The sequence below is a fragment of the Pseudomonas sp. 3MA1 genome (assembly GCF_029237275.1).
GTDB lineage: Bacteria > Pseudomonadota > Gammaproteobacteria > Pseudomonadales > Pseudomonadaceae > Aquipseudomonas > Aquipseudomonas fluorescens_AP.
This window is the reverse complement of record NZ_JAACFX010000009.1, coordinates 166,370-191,521: the sequence shown is the minus strand read 5'-3', so window position 1 is coordinate 191,521 and position 25,152 is coordinate 166,370. Positions and strand designations below refer to the sequence as shown.

At 63.3% G+C, this 25,152-nt stretch carries 21 protein-coding genes; 16 read left to right on the top strand and 5 right to left on the bottom strand.

Features of this window, described 5'->3' with window-relative positions; all coding sequences use genetic code 11:
• Positions 1–28: 28 nt before the first annotated feature.
• The 4 genes from GWQ44_RS23170 (at position 29) to GWQ44_RS23155 (ending at position 4,950) form a co-directional block, all read left to right on the top strand.
• Positions 29–637, top strand: coding sequence for a biliverdin-producing heme oxygenase (locus GWQ44_RS23170; protein ID WP_103742178.1), 609 nt, complete (start codon positions 29–31; stop codon positions 635–637).
• A gap of 115 nt (positions 638–752) precedes the next feature.
• Positions 753–1,154, top strand: coding sequence for a YbaN family protein (locus GWQ44_RS23165; protein ID WP_047305737.1), 402 nt, complete (start codon positions 753–755; stop codon positions 1,152–1,154).
• 186 nt (positions 1,155–1,340) lie between these two features.
• On the top strand, positions 1,341–3,485 hold the full coding sequence (locus tag GWQ44_RS23160; protein WP_275928335.1) for a methyl-accepting chemotaxis protein: 2,145 nt from the start codon (positions 1,341–1,343) through the stop codon (positions 3,483–3,485).
• A 109-nt stretch (positions 3,486–3,594) separates the two neighbouring features.
• Positions 3,595–4,950 (top strand): CoA transferase, encoded by a 1,356-nt coding sequence (locus GWQ44_RS23155; protein ID WP_275928334.1) that lies wholly within the window; start codon positions 3,595–3,597, stop codon positions 4,948–4,950.
• A gap of 8 nt (positions 4,951–4,958) precedes the next feature.
• On the opposite strand, the gene arcD (GWQ44_RS23150) is transcribed toward GWQ44_RS23155, so the two are convergent.
• The gene (gene arcD, locus GWQ44_RS23150) at positions 4,959–6,386 is read right to left on the bottom strand and encodes an arginine-ornithine antiporter (RefSeq protein ID WP_275928333.1); all 1,428 of its coding nucleotides are present in this window, start codon (positions 6,384–6,386) and stop codon (positions 4,959–4,961) included.
• 449 nt (positions 6,387–6,835) lie between these two features.
• Here arcD (GWQ44_RS23150) and arcD (GWQ44_RS23145) point away from each other — a divergent pair, with 449 nt between their 5' ends.
• From arcD (GWQ44_RS23145) to GWQ44_RS23090, 12 genes are all read left to right on the top strand, one after another.
• Positions 6,836–8,263, top strand: coding sequence for an arginine-ornithine antiporter (arcD, locus tag GWQ44_RS23145; RefSeq protein ID WP_179600150.1), 1,428 nt, complete (start codon positions 6,836–6,838; stop codon positions 8,261–8,263).
• 52 nt (positions 8,264–8,315) lie between these two features.
• Positions 8,316–9,572, top strand: coding sequence for an arginine deiminase (gene arcA, locus GWQ44_RS23140; protein ID WP_047305740.1), 1,257 nt, complete (start codon positions 8,316–8,318; stop codon positions 9,570–9,572).
• A gap of 84 nt (positions 9,573–9,656) precedes the next feature.
• Positions 9,657–10,667 carry an ornithine carbamoyltransferase gene (locus GWQ44_RS23135; protein ID WP_275928332.1) on the top strand — a complete coding sequence of 337 codons (1,011 nt, stop codon included), beginning with the start codon at positions 9,657–9,659 and terminating at the stop codon, positions 10,665–10,667.
• 60 nt (positions 10,668–10,727) lie between these two features.
• Positions 10,728–11,657, top strand: a complete 930-nt coding sequence (arcC, locus tag GWQ44_RS23130) for a carbamate kinase (RefSeq protein ID WP_016967334.1) — start codon at positions 10,728–10,730, stop codon at positions 11,655–11,657.
• 72 nt (positions 11,658–11,729) lie between these two features.
• Positions 11,730–12,089: a DUF5064 family protein gene (locus GWQ44_RS23125; RefSeq protein WP_016967335.1), complete on the top strand. Its 360-nt coding sequence runs from the start codon at positions 11,730–11,732 to the stop codon at positions 12,087–12,089.
• A 171-nt stretch (positions 12,090–12,260) separates the two neighbouring features.
• Complete coding sequence (locus tag GWQ44_RS23120) at positions 12,261–13,769, top strand: sigma-54-dependent transcriptional regulator (protein WP_016967336.1); 1,509 nt, start codon at positions 12,261–12,263, stop codon at positions 13,767–13,769.
• Positions 13,770–14,182: 413 nt separating this feature from the next.
• The gene (gcvH, locus tag GWQ44_RS23115) at positions 14,183–14,566 is read left to right on the top strand and encodes a glycine cleavage system protein GcvH (protein ID WP_016967337.1); all 384 of its coding nucleotides are present in this window, start codon (positions 14,183–14,185) and stop codon (positions 14,564–14,566) included.
• 10 nt (positions 14,567–14,576) lie between these two features.
• Entirely contained in the window at positions 14,577–17,426 is a 2,850-nt protein-coding gene (gene gcvP, locus GWQ44_RS23110) for an aminomethyl-transferring glycine dehydrogenase (RefSeq protein WP_275928331.1), read from the top strand.
• Positions 17,427–17,540: 114 nt separating this feature from the next.
• A complete protein-coding gene (locus GWQ44_RS23105) occupies positions 17,541–18,917 on the top strand; it encodes an L-serine ammonia-lyase (RefSeq protein WP_275928330.1) in 1,377 nt (458 codons plus the stop codon).
• 38 nt (positions 18,918–18,955) lie between these two features.
• The gene (gene gcvT / locus GWQ44_RS23100; RefSeq protein ID WP_275928329.1) at positions 18,956–20,080 is read left to right on the top strand and encodes a glycine cleavage system aminomethyltransferase GcvT; all 1,125 of its coding nucleotides are present in this window, start codon (positions 18,956–18,958) and stop codon (positions 20,078–20,080) included.
• Positions 20,081–20,472: 392 nt separating this feature from the next.
• Positions 20,473–20,685 carry a cold-shock protein gene (locus GWQ44_RS23095; protein WP_007977299.1) on the top strand — a complete coding sequence of 71 codons (213 nt, stop codon included), beginning with the start codon at positions 20,473–20,475 and terminating at the stop codon, positions 20,683–20,685.
• 96 nt (positions 20,686–20,781) lie between these two features.
• Positions 20,782–21,273: an RDD family protein gene (locus GWQ44_RS23090; protein WP_016967341.1), complete on the top strand. Its 492-nt coding sequence runs from the start codon at positions 20,782–20,784 to the stop codon at positions 21,271–21,273.
• 63 nt (positions 21,274–21,336) lie between these two features.
• Here GWQ44_RS23090 and nadA read toward each other — a convergent pair whose 3' ends face one another.
• From nadA to GWQ44_RS23070, 4 genes are all read right to left on the bottom strand, one after another.
• Positions 21,337–22,395 carry a quinolinate synthase NadA gene (gene nadA / locus GWQ44_RS23085; protein WP_016967342.1) on the bottom strand — a complete coding sequence of 353 codons (1,059 nt, stop codon included), beginning with the start codon at positions 22,393–22,395 and terminating at the stop codon, positions 21,337–21,339.
• 165 nt (positions 22,396–22,560) lie between these two features.
• Entirely contained in the window at positions 22,561–23,931 is a 1,371-nt protein-coding gene (locus GWQ44_RS23080) for an ATP-binding protein (RefSeq protein ID WP_275928328.1), read from the bottom strand.
• Positions 23,907–24,572, bottom strand: coding sequence for a response regulator (locus GWQ44_RS23075; RefSeq protein ID WP_275928327.1), 666 nt, complete (start codon positions 24,570–24,572; stop codon positions 23,907–23,909). Before GWQ44_RS23075 ends, GWQ44_RS23080 begins: the two co-directional genes overlap by 25 nt.
• 127 nt (positions 24,573–24,699) lie before the next feature.
• Entirely contained in the window at positions 24,700–25,134 is a 435-nt protein-coding gene (locus GWQ44_RS23070) for a hypothetical protein (RefSeq protein ID WP_275928326.1), read from the bottom strand.
• Between the last annotated feature and the right edge of the window lie 18 nt (positions 25,135–25,152).

The following is a 25,152-nucleotide window of genomic DNA, read 5'->3' as shown; positions in this document are numbered from 1 at the left end:
ACTGCCTCTCATTCTCAAGGACATCAGCATGAGCTCCCAGGATTCCTCCCAGCGTCATCACCTGCGTTCGCAACGCCTGAACCAGATCACCCACGAACCCCATGCCAAGCTCGACGCCCTGGTCAAGGCCCACGCACCGTTCGAGACGCAGGGCGCCTTCGCCCGCTTCGTGGTCGCCCAGTACCTGTTCCAGTCGGAACTGGTGGACCTGTACAACGACGCCGAACTGAACCAGATCGTGCCTGACCTGGCCCAGCGCTGCCGCGCCGAAGCGGCCAAGGCCGACCTCGCCGACCTGGACACCGAAGTCCCGGCCCCGGTGGCCGGCGCGGTGCGCAACCCGAGCCAGGCCGAAGCCCTGGGCTGGATCTTCGTTTCCGAGGGTTCCAAGCTCGGCGCCGCGTTCCTGATCAAGCGCGCCGTGGGCCTGGGCCTGAGCGAAACCTTCGGCGCCCGGCACCTGGGCGAACCCGCCGGTGGCCGCGCCGAAGGCTGGAAGACCTTCACCCGCATCCTCGACGGCCTGGAGTTCACCGCCGAAGAAGAAGCCGCGGCGGAAAAAGGCGCGCTGGATGCCTTCAACCGCTTCACCGTGTTGCTGGAACAGGCTTACGCCAGCGCCGCACAACCAGCCTGACCCCGTCGTTGCGGGCCCGTGGCGAGCGTTTGCGCCGCGGGCCCGCAACGGTATTTTGTCGGCCGACGTGCTCTGCAGATTGAGCCGCAAGGCGTGTTACCTCATCATCGAAACCATGACCCCCACTCGCCCCTCCTCGTCGAAAATTTCCCGCCTGCTGTTCGGCGCGCTGGCCTACGTCAGCCTGGCCATCGGCCTGATCGCCATCGTCGTACCGGGCTTGCCGACCACCGAGTTCATCCTCCTGGCCGCCTGGGCCGCCACCAAGAGCTCGCCCCGCCTCAGCGCCTGGATGGAGAACCATCGCCTGTTCGGCCCGATCCTCTGCAACTGGCGCAACGGCCGGATCGTCAGCCGCAAGGCCAAGATCAGCGCCACCGTCAGCATGCTGCTGTGCGCCGTCCTGATGCTGACCTTGCTCAACCATCACTGGACCATGTATGCGGCGATTGCCGGCATGGCCCTGGGCAACCTGTGGATCTGGTCGCGCCCCGAAGCCCTGCCGCAAACCTCCTGATTGACGTTCTCTGGCAGCTATGCCCTCGATCCCGAGGCCACATATGTCAAGCACATGACCGTTCGTCGGCACTCCCTCACGCAAAGGCCGCCCAAGCCGATGTTCCGGGCATAGCGCTGAATGGACTTGGCGAACGGAGTCATCCGATTCCGTGCTTTCCATCCGTCCTTTAGCGAGATCGCCCCCATGCTCGACTCTCTCTCCATTCGCCTGAAAATAGTGCTGTTGTCCGGACTGTGCCTGTTGGGCGTGGTGGCGCTGATCGTCGGCATGAATCTCTACCAGAGCCAGCAGAACAACCAGCTGGTCAATACCTCCAGCTCGCGGATGCTCACCGCCGGGGTTGAAGAGTTGCTACAGGCCAAGGCCGCCGACCAGGCGGTACGGGTGCAGAAAACCTTCGGTGAAAGCAACCTGGTGATCACCGCCCTGGCCGATCAGGTGCGCGACCTGCGCGACCTGGCGAGCAAACGTGGCCTGGACGCCGCGGCCCTGCGCGAGGAGCTCAACCACAGCCTGAAGACCGCCTTCGAGCGCAATCCCAAGGTGCTCGGCATCTGGCTGGCCTATGAGCCCAATGCCCTGGATGGCAAGGACAGCGAGTTTCTCAACGACGCGGGCCACGCCTCCAACGAACGCGGGCGCTTTGCCACCTACTGGAGCCGCTCCGGTGGCCAGCAGTTGAACACCGTGATGGTGGAAGACGACCTGACCAAGACCACCCTCAACCTCAGCGGCACTCCCTACAACATCTGGTACACCTGCCCCCGCGACAGCCGCCGCACCTGCCTGCTCGACCCTTATGCCGACACCATCGGCGAAGACAAGAAACAGGTGCTGATGACCACCATCTCTCTGCCGCTGCTGGTGGACGGCAAGGTGATCGGGGTGATCGGTGTCGATATCGCCCTGGACTCCCTGCAAGCCGCCGCCGGTGAATCCCAGCGTTTCCTGTTCAACGGCGCCGGGCACATGATGATCGTCGCCGGCAGCGGTCTGCTGGCGGCCGTGGGCGCCGATGCCAGCCAGGTCGGCAAGAACATCAATGAAACCCTCGGCGCCCAGGGCAAGGACATCCTGGCGGTGCTCGCCGGCAGCCAGAGCAAAGTCCTGCAACAGGGTGAGCTGATCCGTGCGGTCTACCCCTTCAGCCCGATTGCCGATGCCAAGCCCTGGGGCGTGACCATCGACCTGCCGCAACAGGTGCTGCTGGCAGACTCGGTCAAACTGCAGAACCTGCTGGATGAGGCCCAGACCAGCGGCACGGTGAAAACCGTGCTGGTGGCCATCGGCGCCGGCCTGCTGGGCCTGCTGCTGATCTGGCTCAGCGCCTCGGGCGTGACCCGGCCGATCAACAGCGTGGCGCAGATGCTCAAGGCCATCGCCAGCGGCGACGGCGACCTGACCCAGCGCCTGAACTACAGCAAGAAGGATGAACTGGGCGAGCTGGTGAGCTGGTTCAACCGATTCCTCGACAAGCTGCAACCGACCATCGCCCAGATCAAGCAGAGCATCATCGAGGCCCGCGGCACCGCCGACCAGTCTTCGGAGATCGCCCGCCAGACCAGCGAAGGCATGCAGGTGCAGTTCCGCGAGATCGACCAGGTGGCCACCGCTTCCAATGAAATGAGCGCCACCGCCCACGACGTCGCCAACAGTGCTTCCAACGCCGCCCAGGCCGCCCGTGGCGCCGATCAGTCGGCCAAGGACGGCATGACCATCATCGAGCGCAGCACCCGGGACATCAGCCTGCTGGCCGACGAAGTGAGCAAGGCCGTGGGCGAAGTCGAGGCCCTGGCGGTGAGCAGCGAACAGATCGGCTCGGTGCTGGAAGTGATCCGCAGCATCGCCGAACAGACCAACCTGCTGGCCCTCAACGCCGCCATCGAGGCGGCCCGCGCCGGCGAAAGCGGCCGCGGCTTCGCGGTGGTGGCCGATGAAGTGCGCAACCTGGCCAAACGCACCCAGGACTCGGTGGAGGAAATCCGCGTGGTCATCGAGCGCATCCAGAACGGCACCCGCGATGTGGTCAACACCATGCACGCCAGCCAGAGCCAGGCGCAGAACAACGCCGGACAGATCCAGCAGGCGGTCCAGGCCCTGGGCAAGATCAGCGACGCGGTCACCGTGATCAGCGACATGAACCTGCAGATCGCCAGCGCCGCCGAACAGCAGAGCGCCGTCGCCGAAGAGGTCAACCGCAACGTCTCGGCGATTCGCAGCGTGACCGAAACCCTGACCGAGCAAGCCAGCGAGTCAGCCCAGGTCAGTAGCCAGCTCAATGCCCTGGCCACCCAGCAGATGAAACTGATGGACCAGTTCCGGGTATAAGCGCAGGTTCTCGCCACCCCGGCCGCCCACGGCGGCCGATGACCGGAGGTGATCGACAGGGGCGGCGCTTTCAAGGTGCAATGCCCTCCTCTGAACCGGGGAGTGCGTCATGACCGAACTACTGGCAACCCTCCAGGCCGCGCTGGGCCTGGCGCCCGCAAGCGTCCGACAAACCGGCCAGGGCGCCCTGCCCTCGGCCTTCGCCGTGACCGACCTGGCCTGCGCCAGCATCGCCGCCGCCGGGCAAGCCCTGGCAGAACTCCTGTACAGCCAGACCGGACGCCGGCCAGAGGTCAGCGTCGACCGGCGCCTGGCCTCGTTCTGGTTCGCCGGTTCAATCCGCCCGCAAGGCTGGAGCCTGCCCTCTCCCTGGGACCCGATAGCCGGGGATTACCCCAGCCGCGACGGCTGGATTCGCCTGCACACCAACGCGCCCCACCACCGCGCCGCCGCCGAACGGGTGCTGGGCGCGGTGACCGGGCGCGACGCCATGGCCGCCCGAGTGGCCACCTGGGATGCCCTGGAGCTGGAACAAGCCATCGTCGATCAAGGCGGTTGCGCCGCGCAGATGCGCAGTTGGGCACAGTGGCAGGCGCACCCGCAGGGTCAGGCGGTCAACGCCGAACCCCTGGTGCACTGGCTGCCGCACAGCGGCTCGCGGCCGAGCACCTGGAGCGGTTCCAGCGCCCGGCCCCTGGCCGGCCTGAAAGTGCTGGACCTGACCCGGGTCCTGGCCGGCCCCGTGGCCAGCAGCCTGCTGGCGGGGCTGGGCGCCGAGGTACTGCGCATCGACCCGCCGGGTTGGAACGAACCGGCCCTGGAGCCCGAGGTGACCCTGGGCAAGCGCTGCGCACGCCTGGACCTGCACGACCTTGAACAGCGCGCGGTATTCGAGGGCCTGCTGGCCGACGCCGACCTGCTGCTGCACGGCTATCGCGCCGATGCCCTGGAACACCTGGGTTACCACGCCGAGGCACGCCAGCGCATCGCCCCGGGGCTGATCGAGGTCAGCCTCAACGCCTATGGCTGGAGCGGCCCCTGGCGCAACCGCCGGGGCTTCGACAGCCTGGTACAGATGAGCGCCGGCATCGCCGCAGCCGGCATGCACTGGAAAGCTGCGGACCAACCGCTGCCGCTGCCGGTCCAGGCCCTGGATCACGCCACCGGCTACCTGATGGCCGCCAGCGCTCTGCGCGCCCTGAACCTGTCCTTGAGCGGCGGCCAGGGCCGCTCGGCGCGCCTGTCCCTGGCACGCACCGCCAAACTGCTGGTTGAGCATCCTCCGTCAGCGGCAAACGCAACGCCGCTGCGCCCGGAAGAGGCTGACGATCAGGGGCTGGTTCAGGAACAGACCCCTTGGGGACCGGCCCGACGCCTGCGGGTGCCGTTGCATATCGCAGGAACCCCCGTGCAGTGGGATTGCCCCGCCGGCACCCTGGGCGCCCATCGCCCCCGATGGTGGTGAGCCCTTGATTACAGCGCCAGCAGACCGCTGTACAGGCCATAAGCCGCCAGCGAGGCACCGATGATCACGGCACTGAAGATCAGTGTTTCCAGCGGGGTGAACAGCGGCTGGCCCTGCTCGCGCTTGGCCTGGGCAAACAGAATCACCCCGGGTGCATAGAGCAGCGCCGAAAGCAGCAGGTACTTCAAGCCACCGGCGTACAACAGCCAGATGGCGTAGCTCAGGGCCACCACCGCGATGCACAGGTCCTTCAGTCGCTCACGGGACGCCTGCTCGTAGGTTTCCCCTCGGCCGCTGAGCAGCACCGCATAGGCCGCCGACCACAGGTAGGGCACCAGGATCATTGACGAGGCGAGGTAGATCAGGTTGGTGTAGGTACCGGCGGAGAACAGGGTGATCAGCAGGAAGATCTGGATCATGACGTTGGTCAGCCACAGGGCATTGACCGGCACATGGTTAGCGTTTTCCTTCTTCAGGAAAGCCGGCATGGTCCGGTCCCGGGCGGTGGCGTAAAGGATCTCGGCGCACAGCAGGGCCCAGGACAGCAAGGCGCCCAACAGCGAAACCGCCAGGCCAATGCTGATCAGCAAGGCGCCCCAGGGGCCGACGATATGCTCCAGCACCGCCGCCAGGGACGGGTTCTGCAGCTTGGCCAGCTCCGGCTGGCTCATGATCCCCAGGGACAAGACGTTGACCAGCACCAGCAGCGCCAGCACCCCGAGAAAACCGATCACCGTGGCCCGCCCGACATCGGCGCGCTTCTGCGCCCGGGCCGAATACACGCTGGCGCCCTCGATGCCGATGAACACGAACACCGTGACCAGCATCATGTTGCGCACCTGGTCCATCACCCCGCCGAAGTTCGGGTTGCTGCGCCCCCAGATATCCCGGGTAAAGATCTCCGCCTTGAATGCCACGGCGGCGATGACGATGAACATCACCAGCGGCACGATCTTCGCCACCGTGGTCAGCTGGTTGATGAAGGTGGCCTCCTTGATCCCCCGCAGCACCAGAAAATGCACGGCCCACAGCAGCAAGGAAGCGCAGCCGATGGCGACCGGGGTATTGCCCTGGCCGAACACCGGAAAGAAATAGCCCAGGGTGCTGAACAGCAGGACGAAGTAGCCGACATTGCCCAGCCAGGCACTGATCCAGTAGCCCCAGGCCGATGAAAAACCCATGTAGTCGCCGAAGCCGGCCTTGGCGTAGGCATAGACCCCGGAGTCCAGCTCCGGCTTGCGGTTGGCCAGGGTCTGGAAGACGAACGCCAGGGTCAGCATGCCCACCGCCGTGATGCCCCAGCCAATGAGCACGGCCCCGGCATCGGCCCGGGCCGCCATGTTCTGCGGCAGCGAGAAAATCCCGCCACCAATCATCGAGCCCACGACCAGAGCGATCAGTGCACCGAGTTGAAGCTTCTGCGCCGGTTGTGACATTCCTACCTCTGCTTCAGTGAGTCGATGGGGCAATAAGACGATAGGCCATTAATCAACTTCCAGAAATGTGCATCCAATAGTAACAGTCAATTAAACAGCCTTTATGAACGGATCTCGGAATAGCCTTCAGAAGGCACTGAATAACCGACTGTTTTGTTAAATATATGTACTAAGTGCCATCACTGGCTGGTTATTAGTTAACCACCTTAGTGGGTTTGCACATTCGTCAAAAGGGTCTAGTTTCAAACGACACCAACAATCCCAACAATCACTAAAAGGTAGTTCAAAGCCTCTGGAATGGCCCTCTCAGGGCAGCATTCTACCTTCCGCAATAAATCTTAAGTCATTCATTCACAACGGAATACCGCAATGAACTGATCTAAGTCAGCTGTTCGGATTGCCAGCGGATTTACTCTGACGTCTCTCTTCTCCTGCATTGGAGTCATGCAATGTCTGAATCTCCCGGAAAACTAAGACTGGGCGCCTTAGTCGCCCTGGTAGTGGGTTCCATGATTGGCGGAGGGATCTTTTCCTTACCGCAAAACATGGCGGCCAGCGCCGATGTTGGTGCAGTTCTTATTGGTTGGGCGATTACCGCTGTCGGCATGTTGACCTTGGCATTCGTCTTTCAAACCCTGGCCAACCGCAAACCGGATCTGGACGGCGGCGTCTACGCCTACGCCAAGGCCGGTTTCGGCGACTACATGGGCTTTTCATCGGCCTGGGGCTACTGGATCAGCGCCTGGCTGGGCAACGTCGGCTACTTCGTCCTGCTGTTCAGCACCCTGGGCTATTTCTTTCCGATCTTCGGTGAGGGCAACACCCCGGCCGCGGTGATCGGTGCCTCGGTGCTGCTCTGGGCCGTGCATTTTCTGGTGCTGCGCGGCATCAAGGAAGCCGCCTTCATCAACCTGGTGACCACGGTCGCCAAGGTCGTGCCGCTGCTGCTGTTCGTGCTGATTGCCCTGTTCGCCTTCAAGCTGGACATCTTCACCGCCGACATCTGGGGCGTGAAAAACCCGGACCTGGGCAGCGTGATGAACCAGGTGCGCAACATGATGCTGGTCACCGTCTGGGTGTTCATCGGCATCGAGGGCGCGAGCATCTTCTCGTCCCGGGCGGAAAAACGCTCGGACGTGGGCAAGGCCACCGTCATCGGCTTCATCACCGTGCTGCTGTTCCTGGTGCTGGTCAACGTCCTGTCCCTGGGGATCATGACCCAGCCGGAACTGGCCAAGCTGCAGAACCCGTCCATGGCGGCCGTGCTGGAGCATGTGGTGGGCCACTGGGGCGCGGTGCTGATCAGCGTCGGCCTGATCATCTCGCTGCTGGGGGCGCTGCTGTCCTGGGTGCTGCTGTGTGCGGAGATCATGTTCGCCGCGGCCAAGGACCACACCATGCCGGAGTTCCTGCGCCGCGAGAACGCCAACCACGTACCGGCCAACGCCCTGTGGCTGACCAACGCCATGGTGCAGATCTTCCTGATCATCACCCTGTTCTCGGCCAGCACCTACCTGTCGCTGATCTACCTCGCCACCTCGATGATCCTGGTGCCCTACCTGTGGTCGGCGGCCTATGCGGTGCTGCTGGCGGTGCGCGGCGAAAGCTACGAACAGGCCCTGGCCGAACGCAAGAAGGACCTGATCATCGGCGGCATCGCCCTGCTCTACGCGATCTGGCTGCTGTACGCCGGCGGGGTCAAGTACCTGCTGCTCTCGGCGCTGCTCTACGCCCCCGGCGTGGTGCTGTTCGCCAAGGCCAAGATGGAACTGCACAAACCGATTTTCACCAACGTCGAGAAGCTGATTTTTGCCGCGGTGGTCATAGGCGCCCTGGTGGCGGCCTACGGACTCTACGACGGCTTCCTGACCCTGTAGCACTGCCTTTGAAGCAACACCCCGATTGTTTTGTCTCTGGAGGATCACAGTAATGACCACGGAAAAAGTTAAGTACGGCGTCCATTCCGAAGCCGGCAAACTGCGCAAAGTCATGGTTTGCTCCCCAGGCCTGGCCCATCAGCGGCTGACCCCGAACAACTGCGATGAACTGCTGTTCGATGATGTGCTGTGGGTGGCCCAGGCCAAACGCGACCACTTCGACTTCGTCACCAAGATGCGCGAGCGGGATATTGATGTGCTGGAAATGCACAACCTGCTGACCGACATCGTCGCCATGCCCGAAGCCCTGGACTGGATCCTGGAGCGCAAGATCACCGCCAACCAGGTCGGCCTGGGCCTGGTCAACGAAGTCGGTTCGTGGCTGCGCAGCCTGGAGCCGCGCAAGGTCGCCGAGTACCTGATCGGCGGCGTATCCGCCGATGACCTGCCCACCAGCTTCGGTGGCAAGACCATCGAGATGTTCCGCGACTTCCTCGGCCACTCCAGCTTCATCCTGCCGCCGCTGCCCAACACCCAGTTCACCCGCGACACCACTTGCTGGATCTACGGCGGCGTAACCCTGAACCCGATGTACTGGCCGGCGCGACGCCAGGAAACCCTGCTGACCACCGCCATCTACAAGTTCCACCCCGAGTTCACCCAGGCCGACTTCCAGATCTGGTACGGCGACCCGGACCAGGAACACGGCAACGCCACCCTGGAAGGCGGCGACGTGATGCCGATCGGCAATGGCGTGGTCCTGATCGGCATGGGCGAGCGCTCCTCGCGCCAGGCCATCGGCCAACTGGCGCTGAACCTGTTCAAGCACAAGGCCGTGGAACGGGTGATCGTCGCCGGCCTGCCGAAATCCCGCGCGGCGATGCACCTGGACACCGTGTTCAGCTTCTGCGACCGCGACCTGGTGACGATCTTCCCGGAAGTGGTGAGCCAGATCGTCGCCTTCAGCCTGCGCCCTGACGAAAGCAAGCCCGGCGGCATCGACGTGCGCCGCGAGGAAAGCAGCTTCCTCGACACCGTGGCCAAGGCTCTCAACCTCAAGGCCCTGCGCGTGGTGGAAACCGGTGGCAACAGCTTCGCCGCCGAGCGCGAGCAATGGGACGACGGCAACAACGTGGTGGCCGTGGAGCCGGGCGTGGTCATCGGCTACGACCGCAACACCTACACCAACACCCTGCTGCGCAAGGCCGGGGTCGAGGTCATCACCATCAGCGCCGGCGAACTGGGCCGGGGCCGTGGCGGCGGCCACTGCATGACCTGCCCGATCATCCGCGACCCGATCGACTACTAAGCGCCCTTATCCGACATAGCAGCTTGTCGTTGCCCCCACAAAGGGCCTCGGCAAGTGGACGACCGAAATCAAAGGAGATCCATCATGGCTTTCAATATTCACAACCGTAACCTGCTGAGCCTGGAACACCACACCCCACGCGAACTGCGCTACCTGCTGGACCTGTCTCGCGACCTGAAGCGCGCCAAGTACACCGGCACCGAGCAGCAGCACCTCAAGGGCAACAACATCGCCCTGATCTTCGAAAAGACCTCGACCCGTACCCGTTGCGCCTTCGAAGTGGCGGCCTATGACCAGGGCGCCAACGTCACCTACATCGACCCCAACTCCTCGCAGATCGGCCACAAGGAGAGCATGAAGGACACCGCCCGGGTGCTGGGGCGCATGTACGACGCCATCGAGTACCGCGGCTTCAAGCAGGAAATCGTCGAAGAACTGGCGAAATTTGCAGGCGTCCCGGTGTTCAACGGCCTGACCGATGAATACCACCCGACCCAGATGATCGCCGACGTGCTGACCATGCGTGAGCATGCCGACAAACCGATCCACGAGATCAGCTACGCCTACCTGGGCGACGCCCGCAACAACATGGGCAACTCGCTGCTGCTGGTGGGCGCCAAGCTTGGCATGGACGTGCGCATCTGCGCGCCCAAGGCGCTGTGGCCCCATGACGACCTGGTGGGCCGCTGCAAGAAATATGCAGAGGAAAGCGGTGCCCGCATCACCCTCACCGAGGATCCGAAAGCTGCGGTCAAGGGCGTGGACTTCATCCACACCGACGTCTGGGTCTCCATGGGCGAGCCGGTGGAAGCCTGGGCCGAGCGCATCGAGCAACTGCTGCCGTACCAGGTCAACGCCCAGCTGATGAAAGCCACCGGCAACCCGCGGACCAAGTTCATGCACTGCCTGCCGGCCTTCCACAACAGCGATACCAAGGTCGGCAAACAGATCGCCGAGCAGTATCCGCACCTGGCCAACGGCATTGAAGTGACCGACGACGTGTTCGAATCGCCAGCCTGCATCGCCTTCGAGCAAGCGGAAAACCGCATGCACACCATCAAGGCGATCCTGGTTTCGACCCTAGCCGACCTCTAACCCGCCTCCCCCTGCAGGTGCTGGCTTGCCAGCGCCTGCAACCTCCAGAAGGACTGCATTATGCGTATCGTCGTTGCACTGGGCGGTAACGCCCTGCTCCGCCGTGGTGAACCCATGACCGCGGACAACCAACGCGCCAACATCCGCATCGCCACCGAACAGATCGCCAAGATCCATCCCGGCAACCAGTTGGTGATTGCTCACGGCAATGGCCCGCAGGTGGGCCTGCTGTCGCTGCAGGCGGCGGCCTATACCCAGGTTTCGCCCTACCCGCTGGATGTGCTCGGTGCCGAAACCGAAGGCATGATCGGCTACATCATCGAACAGGAACTGGGCAACCTGCTGGACTTCGAAGTGCCCTTCGCCACCTTGCTGACCCAAGTGGAAGTGGACGCCAAGGACCCGGCCTTCAAGAACCCGACCAAGCCCATCGGCCCGGTCTACAGCCAGGCAGAAGCCGAGAAACTGGCCAAGGAAAAAGGCTGGGCCATCGCCCCGGATGGCGACAAGTACCGCCGGGTGGTGGCCAGCCCGAAACCCAAGCGCATCTTCGAGATCCGCCCGATCAAGTGGCTGCTGGAAAAAAGCAGCATCGTGATCTGCGCCGGCGGTGGCGGCATTCCGACCATGTACGGCGAGGACGGCAAGCTCAAGGGCATCGAGGCGGTGATCGACAAGGACCTGTGTTCGGCGCTGCTGGCCGAGCAGCTGGAGGCGGACCTGCTGGTGATCGCCACCGACGTCAACGCGGCGTTCATCGACTTCGGCAAGCCGACCCAGAAGGCCATTGCCCAGGCCCATCCGGATGAAATGGACAAGCTGGGTTTTGCCGCCGGCTCCATGGGCCCCAAGGTCCAGGCCGCCTGCGAATTTGCCCGGCACACTGGCAAAGTCGCGGTGATCGGTTCACTCTCGGACATCGAAGCGATCGTCCAGGGCAAGGCCGGCACCCGCATCAGCACGGCACAGCCCGGCATCCGCTACCTGTAAAACGCTTGCTGTAAGAACTCGGGGCAGGCCCGGCGCCTGCCCTCCCGTCAAAGCCCTGGAGGAGAGACGCCTATGGCCATGTTTGAGCCCGGTCACCTGCATATCGAGCGCCATGCGCTGAGCAAGGACGACTTCAGCTACAACCTGTGCATCGACTACGAACTGGCCCAGGACCCCAAGGAGGGTCACGGCATGCTGTTCACCCTGCACGGCACCATCGAAGGCAAATCCTTGAAAGAGCAGTTCTTCCTGGCCAAGGACCTGGCCTTCGACTTTGCCCGTCACGCCACCCGCATCGCCCAGCAGTACGGTTTGCCCAAGAGCGCCAGCATTGCCTCCATGCACAAGTACTACGATGAGATGTTCGAAGACGTGCGCAAGCAACTGAACGTCAAGCCCGGCGACCCGATCAACCCCGAACACCTGGCATGACCCCTCTTCTGTAGGAGCCGGCCGGCCGGCGAAATGACCACCGCCGTGCCCGGGTACCTGGTCCGCCTTCGCCGGCAAGCCGGCTCCTACAACAGCTCCAGCGATTTCGACTAAGGCTCTCGCCCAAGGCATACTGGCGCCCTTCAGTGTTCCAGAAGCCTCTGTCGCCCCATGCGTATCCACGTCAGCTTCATCGACCGCGTCGGCATCACCCAGGAAGTCCTGGCCCTGCTGGGCGGACGCAATCTCAACCTGGATGCGGTGGAAATGGTGCCGCCCAACGTCTATATCGATGCCCCGACCCTGAGCCCCCAAGTTCTGGAAGAGTTGCGCGACGCGCTGTTCAACGTGCGCGGCGTGCAGGCGGTGACGGTGGTCGACATCCTCCCCGGCCAGCGCCGGCACTTGCAGTTGGACGCCTTGCTGGCGGCCATGACCGATCCGGTGCTGGCCCTGGACAGCGCCGGCAAGGTGCTGCTGGCCAACCCGGCGCTGATCGCTCTGTATGGCCGCGAGCCGGCAGGAGAAAGCGTCGCCGAACTGTTTGCCGATCCCGCGCTGCTGGAGGCCCTGCTGGAAAACGGCTTTCGCCTGCCGCTGCGAGAAATCATGGTCAATGGCCAGACCCTGCTGCTGGACGCCACGCCCATTACCGATGCCGGCGCGCTGCTGACCCTGTACCAGCCCAACCGCATCGGCGAACGGCTGTCGGCCCTGCACCACGATCACGCCGAGGGCTTCGATGCCCTGCTCGGCGAATCCCCGGCGATCCGTACCCTCAAGGCCCGGGCGCAACGGGTGGCAGCGCTGGATGCGCCGCTGCTGATCCAGGGTGAAACCGGCACCGGCAAGGAGCTGGTGGCCCGCGCCTGCCACGCCATCAGCGCCCGGCACAGCGCGCCATTCCTGGCCCTGAACTGCGCGGCGCTGCCGGAGAACCTGGCCGAGAGCGAACTGTTCGGCTATGCCCCCGGCGCCTTTACCGGGGCCCAGCGCGGCGGCAAGCCGGGGCTGATGGAGCTGGCCAACCAGGGCACGGTGTTTCTCGATGAAATCGGCGAGATGTCGCCTTACCTGCAAGCCAAGCTGCTGCGCTTTCTCAATGACGGCAGCTTTCGCCGGGTCGGTGGTGATCGCGAGATCAAGGTCAATGTGCGCATCCTCAGCGCCACCCACCGCGACCTGGAGAAAATGGTCAGCGAAGGCAGCTTCCGTGAAGACCTGTTCTATCGCCTCAATGTCCTGAATGTGGAAGTGCCGCCGCTGCGCGAGCGCGGCCAGGACATCCTGCTGCTGGCCCGCTACTTCATGCAGCAGGCCTGCGCGCAGATCCAGCGCCCGGTGTGCCGCCTGACCCCGGGCACCTACCCGGCGCTGTTGAGCAACCGCTGGCCGGGCAACGTGCGCCAGTTGCAGAACGTGATCTTTCGCGCGGCGGCCATCTGCGAAAGCAACCTGGTGGACATCGGCGACCTGGACATCGCCGGCACCTCGGTGGCGCGGCAGAACGACACCGAAGTCGAAAGCCTGGAACAGGCCGTGGAAGCCTTCGAGAAACAGCTGCTGGAAAACCTCTACGTCCACTACCCTTCGACCCGGCAACTGGCCAACCGCCTGCAGACCTCCCACACCGCCATCGCCCATCGCCTGCGCAAGTACGGCATTCCGGGCAAGGCCTGAGCTGCCCGCTGATCCGTAGGAGCCGGCTCGCCCTTGAGAGCCCCTCAAGCCCTGTGTCGCTCTTGAGGGCGCTTTCGCTGGCAAGCCAGCGCCTACTTCCCGCCGCGCCTACCGTTCCAGAAGCGACCTGCAACTGTACTGAAAGCGCTACAGCGGAACGATTTCGCTACACCTCCTTGTAATCGCTGCCGTGCAAGGCTTTGATCCTCAAAGCCTTTTCTCCACGCTGCCAGCTGTAGCGATTTCGCTACAGGCGAACATCGCCAGCACTCGGGAAAGATACTCAAGCTGTTGATTTTAAAGGATTAACTATTTATTGGCCGCATTCTTGCTATGGGTATTGCCATCCGGCTCGGCCCCGCACGAGCATTCAATCGCGTCCACCAGACGAGTCTGGCCCCTGAGGAGTTTCCATGAGCGAGTTGCGTTTTACTGAAGATCACGAATGGCTGCGTAGCGAAGCGGATGGCAGTGTCACCGTCGGCATCACGGCTTTCGCCCAGAACGCCCTGGGTGATGTGGTGTTTGTGCAACTGCCGGAGCTGCAGAGCTACGAAAAGGGCGCCGAAGCCGCCACCGTGGAATCGGTCAAGGCCGCCAGCGGCGTGTACATGCCGCTGGACGGTGAAGTGGTCGCCACCAACCCGGCCCTGGAAGACAGCCCGGAGCTGGTCAACGAAGACCCGCTGGGCGAAGGCTGGTTCTTCCGCTTCATTCCCGCCGATGCCGCCGCCGTTGGCCAACTGCTGGATCAGGACGCCTACGATCGCCTGATCAAAGCCAGCGCCGAAGCTTGAGGAGCCCGTCATGACCGTCAACCTGACTACCGCCAACGAATTCATCGCGCGCCACATCGGCCCGCGCCAGGCCGATGAGCAAGCCATGCTCAACAGCCTGGGCTTCGACTCCCTGGAAGCCCTGAGCGCCAGCGTGATTCCCGAGAGCATCAAGGGCACCAGCGTGCTGGACCTGGGCCAGGGCCAGAGCGAAGCCCAGGCCCTGGCCTCGATCAAGGCCATCGCCGCCAAGAACCAGCTGTTCAAGACCTACATCGGCCAGGGCTACTACAGCTGTCACACGCCTTCGCCAATCCTGCGCAACCTTCTGGAAAACCCGGCGTGGTACACCGCCTACACCCCCTACCAGCCAGAAATCTCCCAGGGCCGCCTGGAAGCCCTGCTGAACTTCCAGACCCTGATCAGCGACCTGACCGGCCTGCCGATCGCCAACGCCTCGCTGCTCGACGAAGGCACCGCCGCCGCCGAAGCCATGACCTTCTGCAAGCGCCTGAGCAAGAACAAGGGCAGCCACGCCTTCTTCGCCTCCGTGCATTGCCACCCGCAAACCCTGGACGTACTGCGCACCCGTGCCGAACCCTTGGGAATCAACGTGGTGGTGGGCGATGAGCGCCAGCTGACCGACGTCAGCCCGTTCTTCGGTGCCCTGCTGCAATACCCGGCGAGCAACGGCGATCTGTTCGACTACCGCGAACTGGCCGAGCGCTTCCACGCCGCCAACGCCCTGGTGGCCGTGGCCGCCGACCTGCTGGCCCTGACCCTGCTGACCCCGCCGGGCGAATTCGGCGCCGACGTGGCCATCGGCAGCGCCCAGCGCTTCGGTGTACCGCTGGGCTTCGGTGGCCCGCATGCGGCTTACTTCTCCACTCGCGATGCGTTCAAGCGCGACATGCCGGGCCGTCTGGTCGGCGTCTCGGTAGACCGTTTCGGCAAGCCGGCCCTGCGCCTGGCCATGCAGACCCGCGAGCAGCATATCCGCCGCGAAAAGGCCACCAGCAACATCTGCACCGCCCAGGTCCTGCTGGCCAACATCGCCAGCATGTATGCCGTGTATCACGGTCCCAAGGGCCTGATTCAGATTGCCCAGCGCATCCACCAGCTGACCGCGATCCTGGCCAAGGGCCTGAAGGATCTGGGGCTGGTCGTTGAGCAGGACAACTTCTTCGACACCCTGAGCCTGCGCACCGGTGCCAACACCGCCGCGCTGCACGACAAGGCACGCGCCCAGGGCATCAACCTGCGGGTGATCGACGCCGAGCGCCTCGGTCTGTCCCTGGACGAAACCACCACCCAGGCCGACGTTGAAGGCCTGTGGAGCCTGTTGGGCGATGGCCAGGCCGCGCCGGACTTCGCCGCACTGGCGGCTTCGGTCAGCAGCAGCATCCCAGCGGCCCTGGTCCGTCAGTCGGCGATCCTCAGCCACCCGGTGTTCAACCGCTATCACTCGGAAACCGAGCTGATGCGTTACCTGCGCAAGCTGGCGGACAAGGACCTGGCCCTGGATCGCACCATGATCCCGCTGGGCTCCTGCACCATGAAGCTCAACGCCGCCAGCGAAATGATCCCGATCACCTGGGCCGAGTTCGGTGCGCTGCACCCCTTCGCCCCGGCCGAACAAAGCGCCGGCTACCAGCAACTGACAACCGAGCTGGAAGCGATGCTCTGCGCCGCCACCGGCTACGACGCCGTGTCCCTGCAGCCCAACGCCGGCTCCCAGGGTGAATACGCCGGTTTGCTGGCCATTCGTGCCTATCACCAGAGCCGTGGCGACGAGCGCCGCGACATCTGCCTGATTCCTTCGTCGGCCCACGGCACCAACCCGGCCACCGCCAACATGGCCGGCATGCGCGTGGTGGTCACCGCCTGCGACGCACGCGGCAACGTCGATATCGAAGACCTGCGAGCCAAGGCCATCGAGCACCGCGAGCACCTCGCCGCGCTGATGATCACCTACCCGTCGACCCACGGCGTGTTCGAGGAAGGCATCCGCGAAATCTGCGGCATCATTCATGACAACGGCGGCCAGGTGTACATCGACGGCGCCAACATGAACGCCATGGTCGGCCTCTGCGCCCCGGGCAAGTTCGGTGGCGACGTGTCGCACCTGAACCTGCACAAGACCTTCTGCATTCCCCACGGCGGTGGCGGCCCGGGCGTTGGCCCGATCGGCGTCAAGTCGCACCTGGCGCCCTTCCTGCCCGGCCACGCCGCGCTGGAAAACAAGAAGGGCGCGGTGTGTGCCGCACCGTTCGGCAGCGCCAGCATCCTGCCGATCACCTGGATGTACATCCGCATGATGGGCGGCGCCGGCCTCAAGCGCGCCTCGGAGCTGGCGATCCTCAACGCCAACTACATTTCGCGGCGCCTGGAAGAGCACTACCCCGTGCTCTACACCGGCAGCAACGGCCTGGTGGCCCACGAATGCATCCTCGACCTGCGTCCTTTGAAAGACAGCAGCGGCATCAGCGTCGATGACGTGGCCAAGCGCCTGATCGATTTCGGCTTCCACGCCCCGACCATGTCCTTCCCGGTGGCCGGCACCCTGATGATCGAGCCGACCGAAAGCGAATCCAAGGAAGAACTGGACCGCTTCTGCGACGCCATGATCCGCATCCGCGAGGAAATCCGCGCGGTGGAAAACGGCAGCCTGGACAAGGACGACAACCCACTGAAGAACGCTCCGCACACGGCAGCGGAACTGGTGGGTGAATGGTCCCATCCGTATAGCCGTGAGCAGGCCGTGTACCCAGTGGCCTCGCTGATCGAAGGCAAGTACTGGCCGCCGGTTGGCCGGGTCGACAACGTGTTCGGCGACCGCAACCTGGTGTGTGCCTGCCCGTCGATCGAAAGCTACGCCTAAGGCAGCCACAAGCTAGTAGCCTCAAGCTGCAAGAAAGAGCCGATCGGCGTCTGACTTGCAGCTTGCAGCTTGCCGCTTGCCGCTGCCTCCATAACAAGAAACCGGAGAACCAACATGTCCCTGAGCGTGTTCGACCTGTTCAAGATTGGCATCGGCCCCTCCAGCTCCCACACCGTTGGCCCGATGCGCGCGGCCGCGCGCTTTGTCGAAGGCCTGCGCCGCGATGACCTGCTGGCGCCGACCGTTTGCGTCAAGGTCGAGCTGTACGGCTCGCTGGGCGCCACCGGCAAGGGCCACGGCAGCGACAAGGCGGTGTTGCTGGGCCTGGAAGGCGAACAACCGGACAGCGTGAATACCGAGAACATCGGCGCTCGCCTGCAGGCCATACGCAGCAGCGGACGAATCAACCTGCTCGGTGAACACAGCATTGCGTTCAACGAGAAAGAACACCTGGCAATGATCCGCAAACCCCTGGCCTATCACCCCAATGGCATGATTTTCCGTGCCTTCGATAGCGCCGGCCTGCAGATCCGCAGCCGTGAGTACTACTCCGTTGGCGGCGGTTTCGTGGTCGACGAAGACGCCGCCGGCGCCGACCGTATCGTCGAAGACACCACTCGCCTGACCTTCCCCTTCAAGACCGCCAAGGAGCTGCTGCAACACTGCAGCACTTACGGCCTGTCCATCAGCCAAGTGATGCTGACCAACGAAAGCGCCTGGCGCCCGGAAGCGGAAACCCGCGCCGGCCTGCTGAAGATCTGGCAAGTGATGCAGGACTGCGTGGCCGCCGGTTGTCGCAACGAGGGCATCCTGCCGGGCGGGCTCAAGGTCAAGCGCCGCGCCGCCGCCCTGCACCGCCAGTTGTGCCAGCACCCGGAAGCGGCGCTGCGTGATGCGCTGTCGGTGCTGGATTGGGTCAATCTCTACGCCCTGGCGGTCAACGAGGAAAACGCCAACGGCGGACGCGTGGTCACTGCGCCCACCAATGGTGCGGCCGGGATCATCCCGGCGGTGTTGCACTACTACATGCGCTTCATTCCCGGGGCCAACGAAGACGGGGTGGTGCGTTTTCTCCTCACGGCTGCGGCCATCGGCATTCTGTACAAGGAAAACGCTTCGATCTCCGGCGCCGAAGTCGGCTGCCAGGGCGAAGTCGGCGTGGCCTGCTCGATGGCCGCCGGGGCCTTGTGCGAAGTCCTCGGCGGCAGCGTGCAGCAGGTGGAGAACGCCGCGGAAATCGGCATGGAACACAACCTCGGGCTGACCTGCGACCCGATCGGCGGCCTGGTGCAGGTGCCCTGCATCGAGCGCAATGCCATGGGTTCAGTGAAAGCCATCAATGCGGTGCGCATGGCACTGCGCGGCGACGGCCAGCACTTCGTCTCCCTCGACAAGGTCATCCGCACCATGCGCCAGACCGGCGCCGACATGAAAAGCAAATACAAGGAGACCGCCCGTGGCGGTCTGGCCGTGAACATTATCGAGTGCTGATACGTCGCCCGTATCCGCAGTTTTTTCAGGAGTTGCCCATGTCCACCGAAACACTGTTGAAAACCCCATTGCACAGCCTGCACCTGGAACTCGGCGCCCGCATGGTGCCGTTCGCCGGCTACGACATGCCGGTGCAGTACCCGCTGGGGGTGATGAAGGAACACCAGCACACCCGTGAGCAGGCCGGGCTGTTCGATGTGTCCCACATGGGGCAGATTCTGTTGCGCGGCGCCAATGCCGCCCAGGCCCTGGAAACCCTGGTGCCGGTTGACATCATCGACCTGCCGGTGGGCATGCAGCGCTATGCCATGTTCACCAATGACCAAGGCGGCATCCTCGACGACCTGATGGTCGCCAATCTGGGCGACGACCAGCTGTTCCTGGTGGTCAACGCCGCCTGCAAGGAGCAGGACCTGGCCCACCTGCGCCAGCACATCGGCAAGCAGTGCGACATTCAGCCGCTGTTCGAAGAACGCGCCCTGCTGGCCCTGCAAGGCCCGGCTGCGGTCACAGTGCTGGCGCGCCTGGCGCCGGAAGTAGCGAAGATGACCTTCATGCAGTTCAAGCCGGTGACCGTGCTGGGCCTGGACTGCTTTGTCAGCCGTTCGGGCTACACCGGCGAAGACGGTTTCGAAATCTCGGTCCCTGCCGAGCACGCGGAAAAACTCGCCCGTGCCCTGCTGGCCGAACCGGAAGTGGCGGCCATCGGCCTCGGCGCCCGCGACTCCCTGCGCCTGGAAGCCGGCCTGTGCCTGTACGGCCACGACATGAACAGCGACACCACGCCGATTCAGGCCAGCCTGCTGTGGGCCATCTCCAAGGCCCGGCGCGCGGATGGCCCACGCGCCGGCGGTTTCCCTGGTGCCGAGGTGATCTTTGCCCAACAACAGGGCGGCGTCGCTCGCAAACGTGTCGGCCTGCTGCCTCAGGAACGTACCCCCGTGCGCGAAGGCGCGGAAATCGTCGACGCCGAAGGGAACATCATCGGCAGCGTTTGCAGCGGTGGCTTCGGTCCGACACTCGGTGGTCCATTGGCGATGGGTTACCTCGATATCCAGCACTGCGCACTTGATACGCCAGTTGCAGCGATAGTACGTGGGAAAAAGGTGCAAATGCTTGTAAGCAAAATGCCATTCGTACCCCAACGCTACTATCGAGGCTGAGGGACTGTTTCTATAAGTAACGCGGTTGCGTTAAAAGTGCACTAATCTGTAACGCAACCGCCATAAAACAGTGCATATTTTCGATACTGAATTTCACTTATAACGTCTGAAAACAATTGAACAACTCTATCGAATAAGCCCTGCACGCTAGTTGCGCCAAACCTCGGCAAGCTGAGTAAAACCGGGGCTTCGCGGGGCTTGTTTTTTCTCCCGTAGTTGGCGTAGAGTTTCCCCACTGTGTTTGCATGGGTCGCTTGGAATCGTGACCTGGGCAGTAGCTAACAAGTTTGCTACAACCCGTTCGACGTCTCTTACTTTCCTGCAACCCAGCCCAGTACTCTTCCATGAGGAAGAGACTGTCATTAATTTTTTAGCGTCAAAGGAAATAAGAAATGTCCCAACGTCAGAGCGGTACCGTCAAGTGGTTTAACGACGAGAAAGGTTTTGGTTTTATCACTCCTGAAAGCGGTCCGGATCTGTTCGTACACTTCCGCGCTATTCAGGGCAACGGCTTCAAGAGCCTGAAAGAAGGCCAAAAAGTGACCTTCATCGCTGTGCAAGGCCAGAAAGGCATGCAAGCTGACGAAGTACAAGCAGAAGCTTAATCGTCTGTAACGAAAAAGCCCCTGATGCTGACATCAGGGGCTTTTTTGTGCGCGCAATTCCGTAAAATGGCTTCTTTTTTCAGTCGAGAGCCTGTCATGTCGAAACATCTGCTAAGCCCCCAAGGCGAGTTTCCCGCCGCCGGCCTGGGTCGTCGCCTGGCAGCGATGTTCTATGATTTTCTGCTGTGCGTCGCCCTGCTGATCGTCACGGGCGGCCTCTACAAGCTGATCCAGATGCAGATCATCGGCGAAGCGCGGATGCGTGCCTTGACCGAATCCGGCGCTCTGGATGGCGACCCGCTTTACTCCACCGTCCTGCTGTTTGTGCTGTTCGGCTTCTTCGCCAAATTCTGGACCCATTCAGGGCAGACCCTGGGCATGCAGGTCTGGGGCATCCGCGTACAGAATGCCGATGGCAGCCGTATCAGCCTGTGGCAGGCGCTGTTGCGCTTCATGGTGTCCATTGCCTCCTGGCTCTGCGCTGGCCTGGGCTTCTTCTGGGTGCTGGTGGACAAGCAGAAACGCAGCTGGCACGACATTTACTCCAACACCCAGCTGGTGCGCATTCCCAAGCAGAAGAAAAAGTAATACGCCACACACAAAAACGCCCCGACCGATCGGGGCGTTTTTGCTTGCACACGAGACAACCGATCAGGCATTGCCCGCCAGTTTCATCCGCGCCGCCTGAGTGAAGTCCAGCATGCGCTTGAGCGGCCGAACGGCATTGGGGATCAGCGCCGGGTCCACCTGAATCTCGTTGCTGCCTTGTTGCAGGCACTGCAGGGTGCGCTCCAGGGTATTCATCGCCATCCACGGGCAGTGGGCGCAACTACGGCACGCTGCGCCGTTACCGGCCGTAGGCGCCTCGATGAACACCTTGTCCGGGCACAGCTGCTGCATCTTGTAGAAGATGCCGCGGTCGGTGGCGACGATGAAGGTCTTGTTCGGCAGACGCTGTGCGGCGGCGATCAGCTGGCTGGTGGAACCGACCGCATCCGCCAGTTCGATCACCGAGCTGGGGGACTCGGGGTGCACCAGGATGGCCGCATCCGGGTACAGCGCCTTCATGTCTTCCAGTTGCTTGGACTTGAACTCTTCGTGAACGATGCAGGCCCCATCCCAGAGCAGCATGTCGGCCCCGGTCTGGCGCTGGATGTAGGTGCCCAGGTGCTTGTCCGGGCCCCAGATGATCTTCTCGCCGTTATCCATCAGGCTTTCGACGATCTCCAGCGCGCAGCTGGACGTCACCACCCAGTCGGCACGGGCTTTGACTGCCGCCGAAGTATTGGCATAAACCACTACGGTGCGCTCGGGGTGCTGATCGCAGAAGGCCGAGAACTCGTCCACCGGACAACCCAGATCGAGCGAGCAAGTGGCCTCCAGCGTCGGCATCAGCACGCGTTTTTCAGGGTTGAGAATCTTCGCCGTCTCACCCATGAAGCGCACCCCGGCCACCACCACGGTCTTGGCCGGATGCGCGTTGCCGAAACGGGCCATTTCCAGGGAGTCGGAAACACAGCCACCGGTCTCTTCAGCCAGGGCCTGAATCACCGGATCACAATAGAAATGCGCAACCAGCACCGCGTCCTGAGCCTTGAGCTCGGCAGCGATGGCGGCACGAAAATGGGCCTCTTGCTCAGCACTCAAGGGTTTGGGCTGTTTGGCGTCGAGGTGGGCTTGAACCAGAAGGCGTTCGGAAATTTGCGTCATGTTCGCAAGACCTGCAGGCGCTTAGGCGCGAAAGTCGAGTATACCACCGGCTCCGGACCGTCTAGGGCCCCGCCGGGAGAGTGAGTTCATCAGGTACGGACAGCATTGGAGCCGCGCAAGGCTACAGAATATCCGGGGCATTCAAAAGCCAATTCTGCCCCGCGTCTAATCCTCACGACCCGGCTCGCCCCGTGCAAACTCCACCCAGACGCACAACCCGGTCCTGGCCCGCTCATCGCTGTAAGCGAAACAGATCCGGGCGCCGTAGCGCTCGGCGATGACCTTGACGATGGAAAGCCCCAGCCCCGAACCCAGCTCCTCGCTCCCCAGGCAGCGATAGAACGGGTCGAACACCCGATCACGCTCCTCCGGCGCGATACCCGGGCCCGTGTCGCAGACCTTCAGCCGCACCGCGCCGCGCTCCAGGCTCACCGACAAATCCACCTTGCCCCCCGGCGGGGTATAGCGAATGGCGTTGTCCACCAGGTTCTTCACCAGCACCTGCAAGTCCACCTCGCTGATGCGCACCTGGCCGTCCTGCCCACCCTCCACGCCGATATCGATCGCCTTTTCTTCCGCCAGCGGCAGCAGGTCCTCCAGTACCTGCCGATAGACCCCGTGCACTGAAACCAGGGCCACACTGGCCCCGGCACCGGACTGCGCAAACGCCAGGCTCAACAGCTGATCGATCAACTTCTTGCTGCGCTCGATGCCCCGCCGCAACAGCAGCAGACGCTCCATGGCCTGGCTCGACATTTCCACAGTGGCCAGTCGCTCGGCCTGCAGGGACAGGGCCGTCATCGGCGAACGCAGCTCATGGGCCGCATCCGCAACAAAACGTCGCTGCACCTCCATGGAACGGGTCACCCGGGCCAGCAGTCGATTGATCGCCCGCACAAAGGGGCGGACTTCCGTAGGCAAATGCCCTTCATCGATCGGATGCAACTCCTGCTCGCCTCGCTGATCGATCTCCGCCGCCAGGACCTCGATCGGACGAAACAACGTGCGCACCAGGTTGGCCAGCACCAGCAACAGCACGGGGAACAAAAACAGGAACGGAAGCAGGCTGCGCGCAGCACTCTCGCGCGCCTCTTTGTCCCGGGCGCCCATTTCCTGAGCCACGGCAATGCGCTGCCCCTGGGCAGTGGTCTTGACCAGTACCCGGAACGGCTCGTCCCCCACTTTCTGCGTCGACCAACCATCGGCCAGCGTGGTCGGCAAGGGCAAAGGCGCACTGCTGTCGTCATCTGCGCTCGCCCTGGCGCCATCGGCCAGGTACTGGATGACCACCCGGGACTCCTCGTTGTCGCCCTCGATCGGTTGCTCAGGCTCGGAGTACCTCAGGCTCATCTGCTGGCGCTCGAACAAGGCCGCGACCTGGCGCAGGGTGTTGTCCTGCATTTCCCGAGCCTCGTCGAATGCCGTAACAAAGGCGAAGACCGCCGCCAGCAGGGCAACGATCAGGATCGCCGTCGACAGCACGATGGACAGCCGGAGCTGGACCGACTCGCTCAGACGCTTTTTGAAACCATCCATCCCATCCCCCTGACGTTCTTGATCACCTGGCTGCCCAGCTTGCGGCGCAAGGCGTGGATCAGAAACTCCACGGCGTTGCTTTCCACTTCGTCGCCCCAACCGTAGATGCGGTCCTCGAGCTCACTGCGCGAGAGAATCGCCCCGGGCCGGATCAACAGCGCCTGCAACAGGGCAAACTCCCGGTTCGACAGCTGCACATCGGCCTGCTGCGCGGTGCTCGCCTGCTTCGAGACCGGGTCCAGCGACACCACGCCATTGCTCAACAGCGGCGTCGCACTTCCGCCCTTGCGGCGCATCACCGCACGCATGCGCGCCAACAGCTCGGCCATGGCAAAGGGCTTGGATAGGTAGTCATCCGCACCGCCGTCGAGGCCGCGCAAACGCTCATCCAGGCTGTCGCGGGCGGTGATGATCAACAGCGGCACCGGGTTACCGCCGCGGCGCAGGGTGTCAAGGACTTGCAGCCCGTCCTTGCCCGGCAGCCCGAGATCCAGCAGCACCTGGTCATAATGCTGGGTGTCCAGGGCGGCCAGAGCGCTGCCCCCATTGCGCACCCAATCGGCGGCGTGGCCCGCGTCCTTGAGCGCTCCGACAATGGCCTCGCCGATCATGACATCGTCTTCCACCAGCAAGATCCGCATAGCACCTCCACAATCAATCAAGCGCGGCATCCCCCCGGAGGGATGCCGCGCCCAGCGTGATTCACCTTGATCGGCCATCACCCAGCCGGTTACACACAGCGGCGCCCCGACCTCGCGGCAGCGGGCTTCATTGCTTGCCCTGCAATGAATTGAACGTCTTGAGCAGCTCATCCATGGCCAGTTTGCAGTCGGCTTGCCGTGGACTGCCGGCGCGCAACGCGTCGAGTGCGCGATCGATTGCCTTGTCCAGCACGTGCCAGTCAGCTGCGGCTCGGGGTTTCAATCCCGCTTCGGCGCTATCCCAGGAGAGCTCCAGATCCTTGATCCGGCTCTTGGCTGCGCTCAGATCATTGTTGTCCACCAGGGCCGCCACCTCGGCACTGATGCCTTGGAACGCCGACAGATCCCCCAGCTTGGATACCGTGCCCTGGCCGGCCACAACCTGAGCTGGCGCTGGGGACTTTGGTTCATCGCCAGTCTTGGAGCATCCGGCGGCGGCGCCCAGCAGGACGATTGCGGAGAGGATCATGAGCTTACGAGTAACAGAATGGAAATGAGACATCATTGATTCCTTGATTGA

Bases quoted from the DNA above. Each gene is read 5' to 3' on its own strand.
- arcD (WP_179600150.1), top strand. From the start codon at position 6,836: ATGTCTGAATCTCCCGGAAAACTAAGACTGGGCGCCTTAGTCGCCCTG.
- GWQ44_RS23155 (WP_275928334.1), top strand. From the start codon at position 3,595: ATGACCGAACTACTGGCAACCCTCCAGGCCGCGCTGGGCCTGGCGCCC.
- GWQ44_RS23135 (WP_275928332.1), top strand. From the start codon at position 9,657: ATGGCTTTCAATATTCACAACCGTAACCTGCTGAGCCTGGAACACCAC.
- gcvH (WP_016967337.1), top strand. From the start codon at position 14,183: ATGAGCGAGTTGCGTTTTACTGAAGATCACGAATGGCTGCGTAGCGAA.
- GWQ44_RS23170 (WP_103742178.1), top strand. From the start codon at position 29: ATGAGCTCCCAGGATTCCTCCCAGCGTCATCACCTGCGTTCGCAACGC.
- GWQ44_RS23105 (WP_275928330.1), top strand. From the start codon at position 17,541: ATGTCCCTGAGCGTGTTCGACCTGTTCAAGATTGGCATCGGCCCCTCC.
- GWQ44_RS23070 (WP_275928326.1), bottom strand. From the start codon at position 25,134: ATGTCTCATTTCCATTCTGTTACTCGTAAGCTCATGATCCTCTCCGCA.
- gcvP (WP_275928331.1), top strand. From the start codon at position 14,577: ATGACCGTCAACCTGACTACCGCCAACGAATTCATCGCGCGCCACATC.
- arcD (WP_275928333.1), bottom strand. From the start codon at position 6,386: ATGTCACAACCGGCGCAGAAGCTTCAACTCGGTGCACTGATCGCTCTG.
- gcvT (WP_275928329.1), top strand. From the start codon at position 18,956: ATGTCCACCGAAACACTGTTGAAAACCCCATTGCACAGCCTGCACCTG.
- arcA (WP_047305740.1), top strand. From the start codon at position 8,316: ATGACCACGGAAAAAGTTAAGTACGGCGTCCATTCCGAAGCCGGCAAA.
- GWQ44_RS23075 (WP_275928327.1), bottom strand. From the start codon at position 24,572: ATGCGGATCTTGCTGGTGGAAGACGATGTCATGATCGGCGAGGCCATT.
- GWQ44_RS23095 (WP_007977299.1), top strand. From the start codon at position 20,473: ATGTCCCAACGTCAGAGCGGTACCGTCAAGTGGTTTAACGACGAGAAA.
- GWQ44_RS23120 (WP_016967336.1), top strand. From the start codon at position 12,261: ATGCGTATCCACGTCAGCTTCATCGACCGCGTCGGCATCACCCAGGAA.
- GWQ44_RS23165 (WP_047305737.1), top strand. From the start codon at position 753: ATGACCCCCACTCGCCCCTCCTCGTCGAAAATTTCCCGCCTGCTGTTC.
- GWQ44_RS23080 (WP_275928328.1), bottom strand. From the start codon at position 23,931: ATGGATGGTTTCAAAAAGCGTCTGAGCGAGTCGGTCCAGCTCCGGCTG.
- nadA (WP_016967342.1), bottom strand. From the start codon at position 22,395: ATGACGCAAATTTCCGAACGCCTTCTGGTTCAAGCCCACCTCGACGCC.
- GWQ44_RS23090 (WP_016967341.1), top strand. From the start codon at position 20,782: ATGTCGAAACATCTGCTAAGCCCCCAAGGCGAGTTTCCCGCCGCCGGC.
- GWQ44_RS23160 (WP_275928335.1), top strand. From the start codon at position 1,341: ATGCTCGACTCTCTCTCCATTCGCCTGAAAATAGTGCTGTTGTCCGGA.
- GWQ44_RS23125 (WP_016967335.1), top strand. From the start codon at position 11,730: ATGGCCATGTTTGAGCCCGGTCACCTGCATATCGAGCGCCATGCGCTG.
- arcC (WP_016967334.1), top strand. From the start codon at position 10,728: ATGCGTATCGTCGTTGCACTGGGCGGTAACGCCCTGCTCCGCCGTGGT.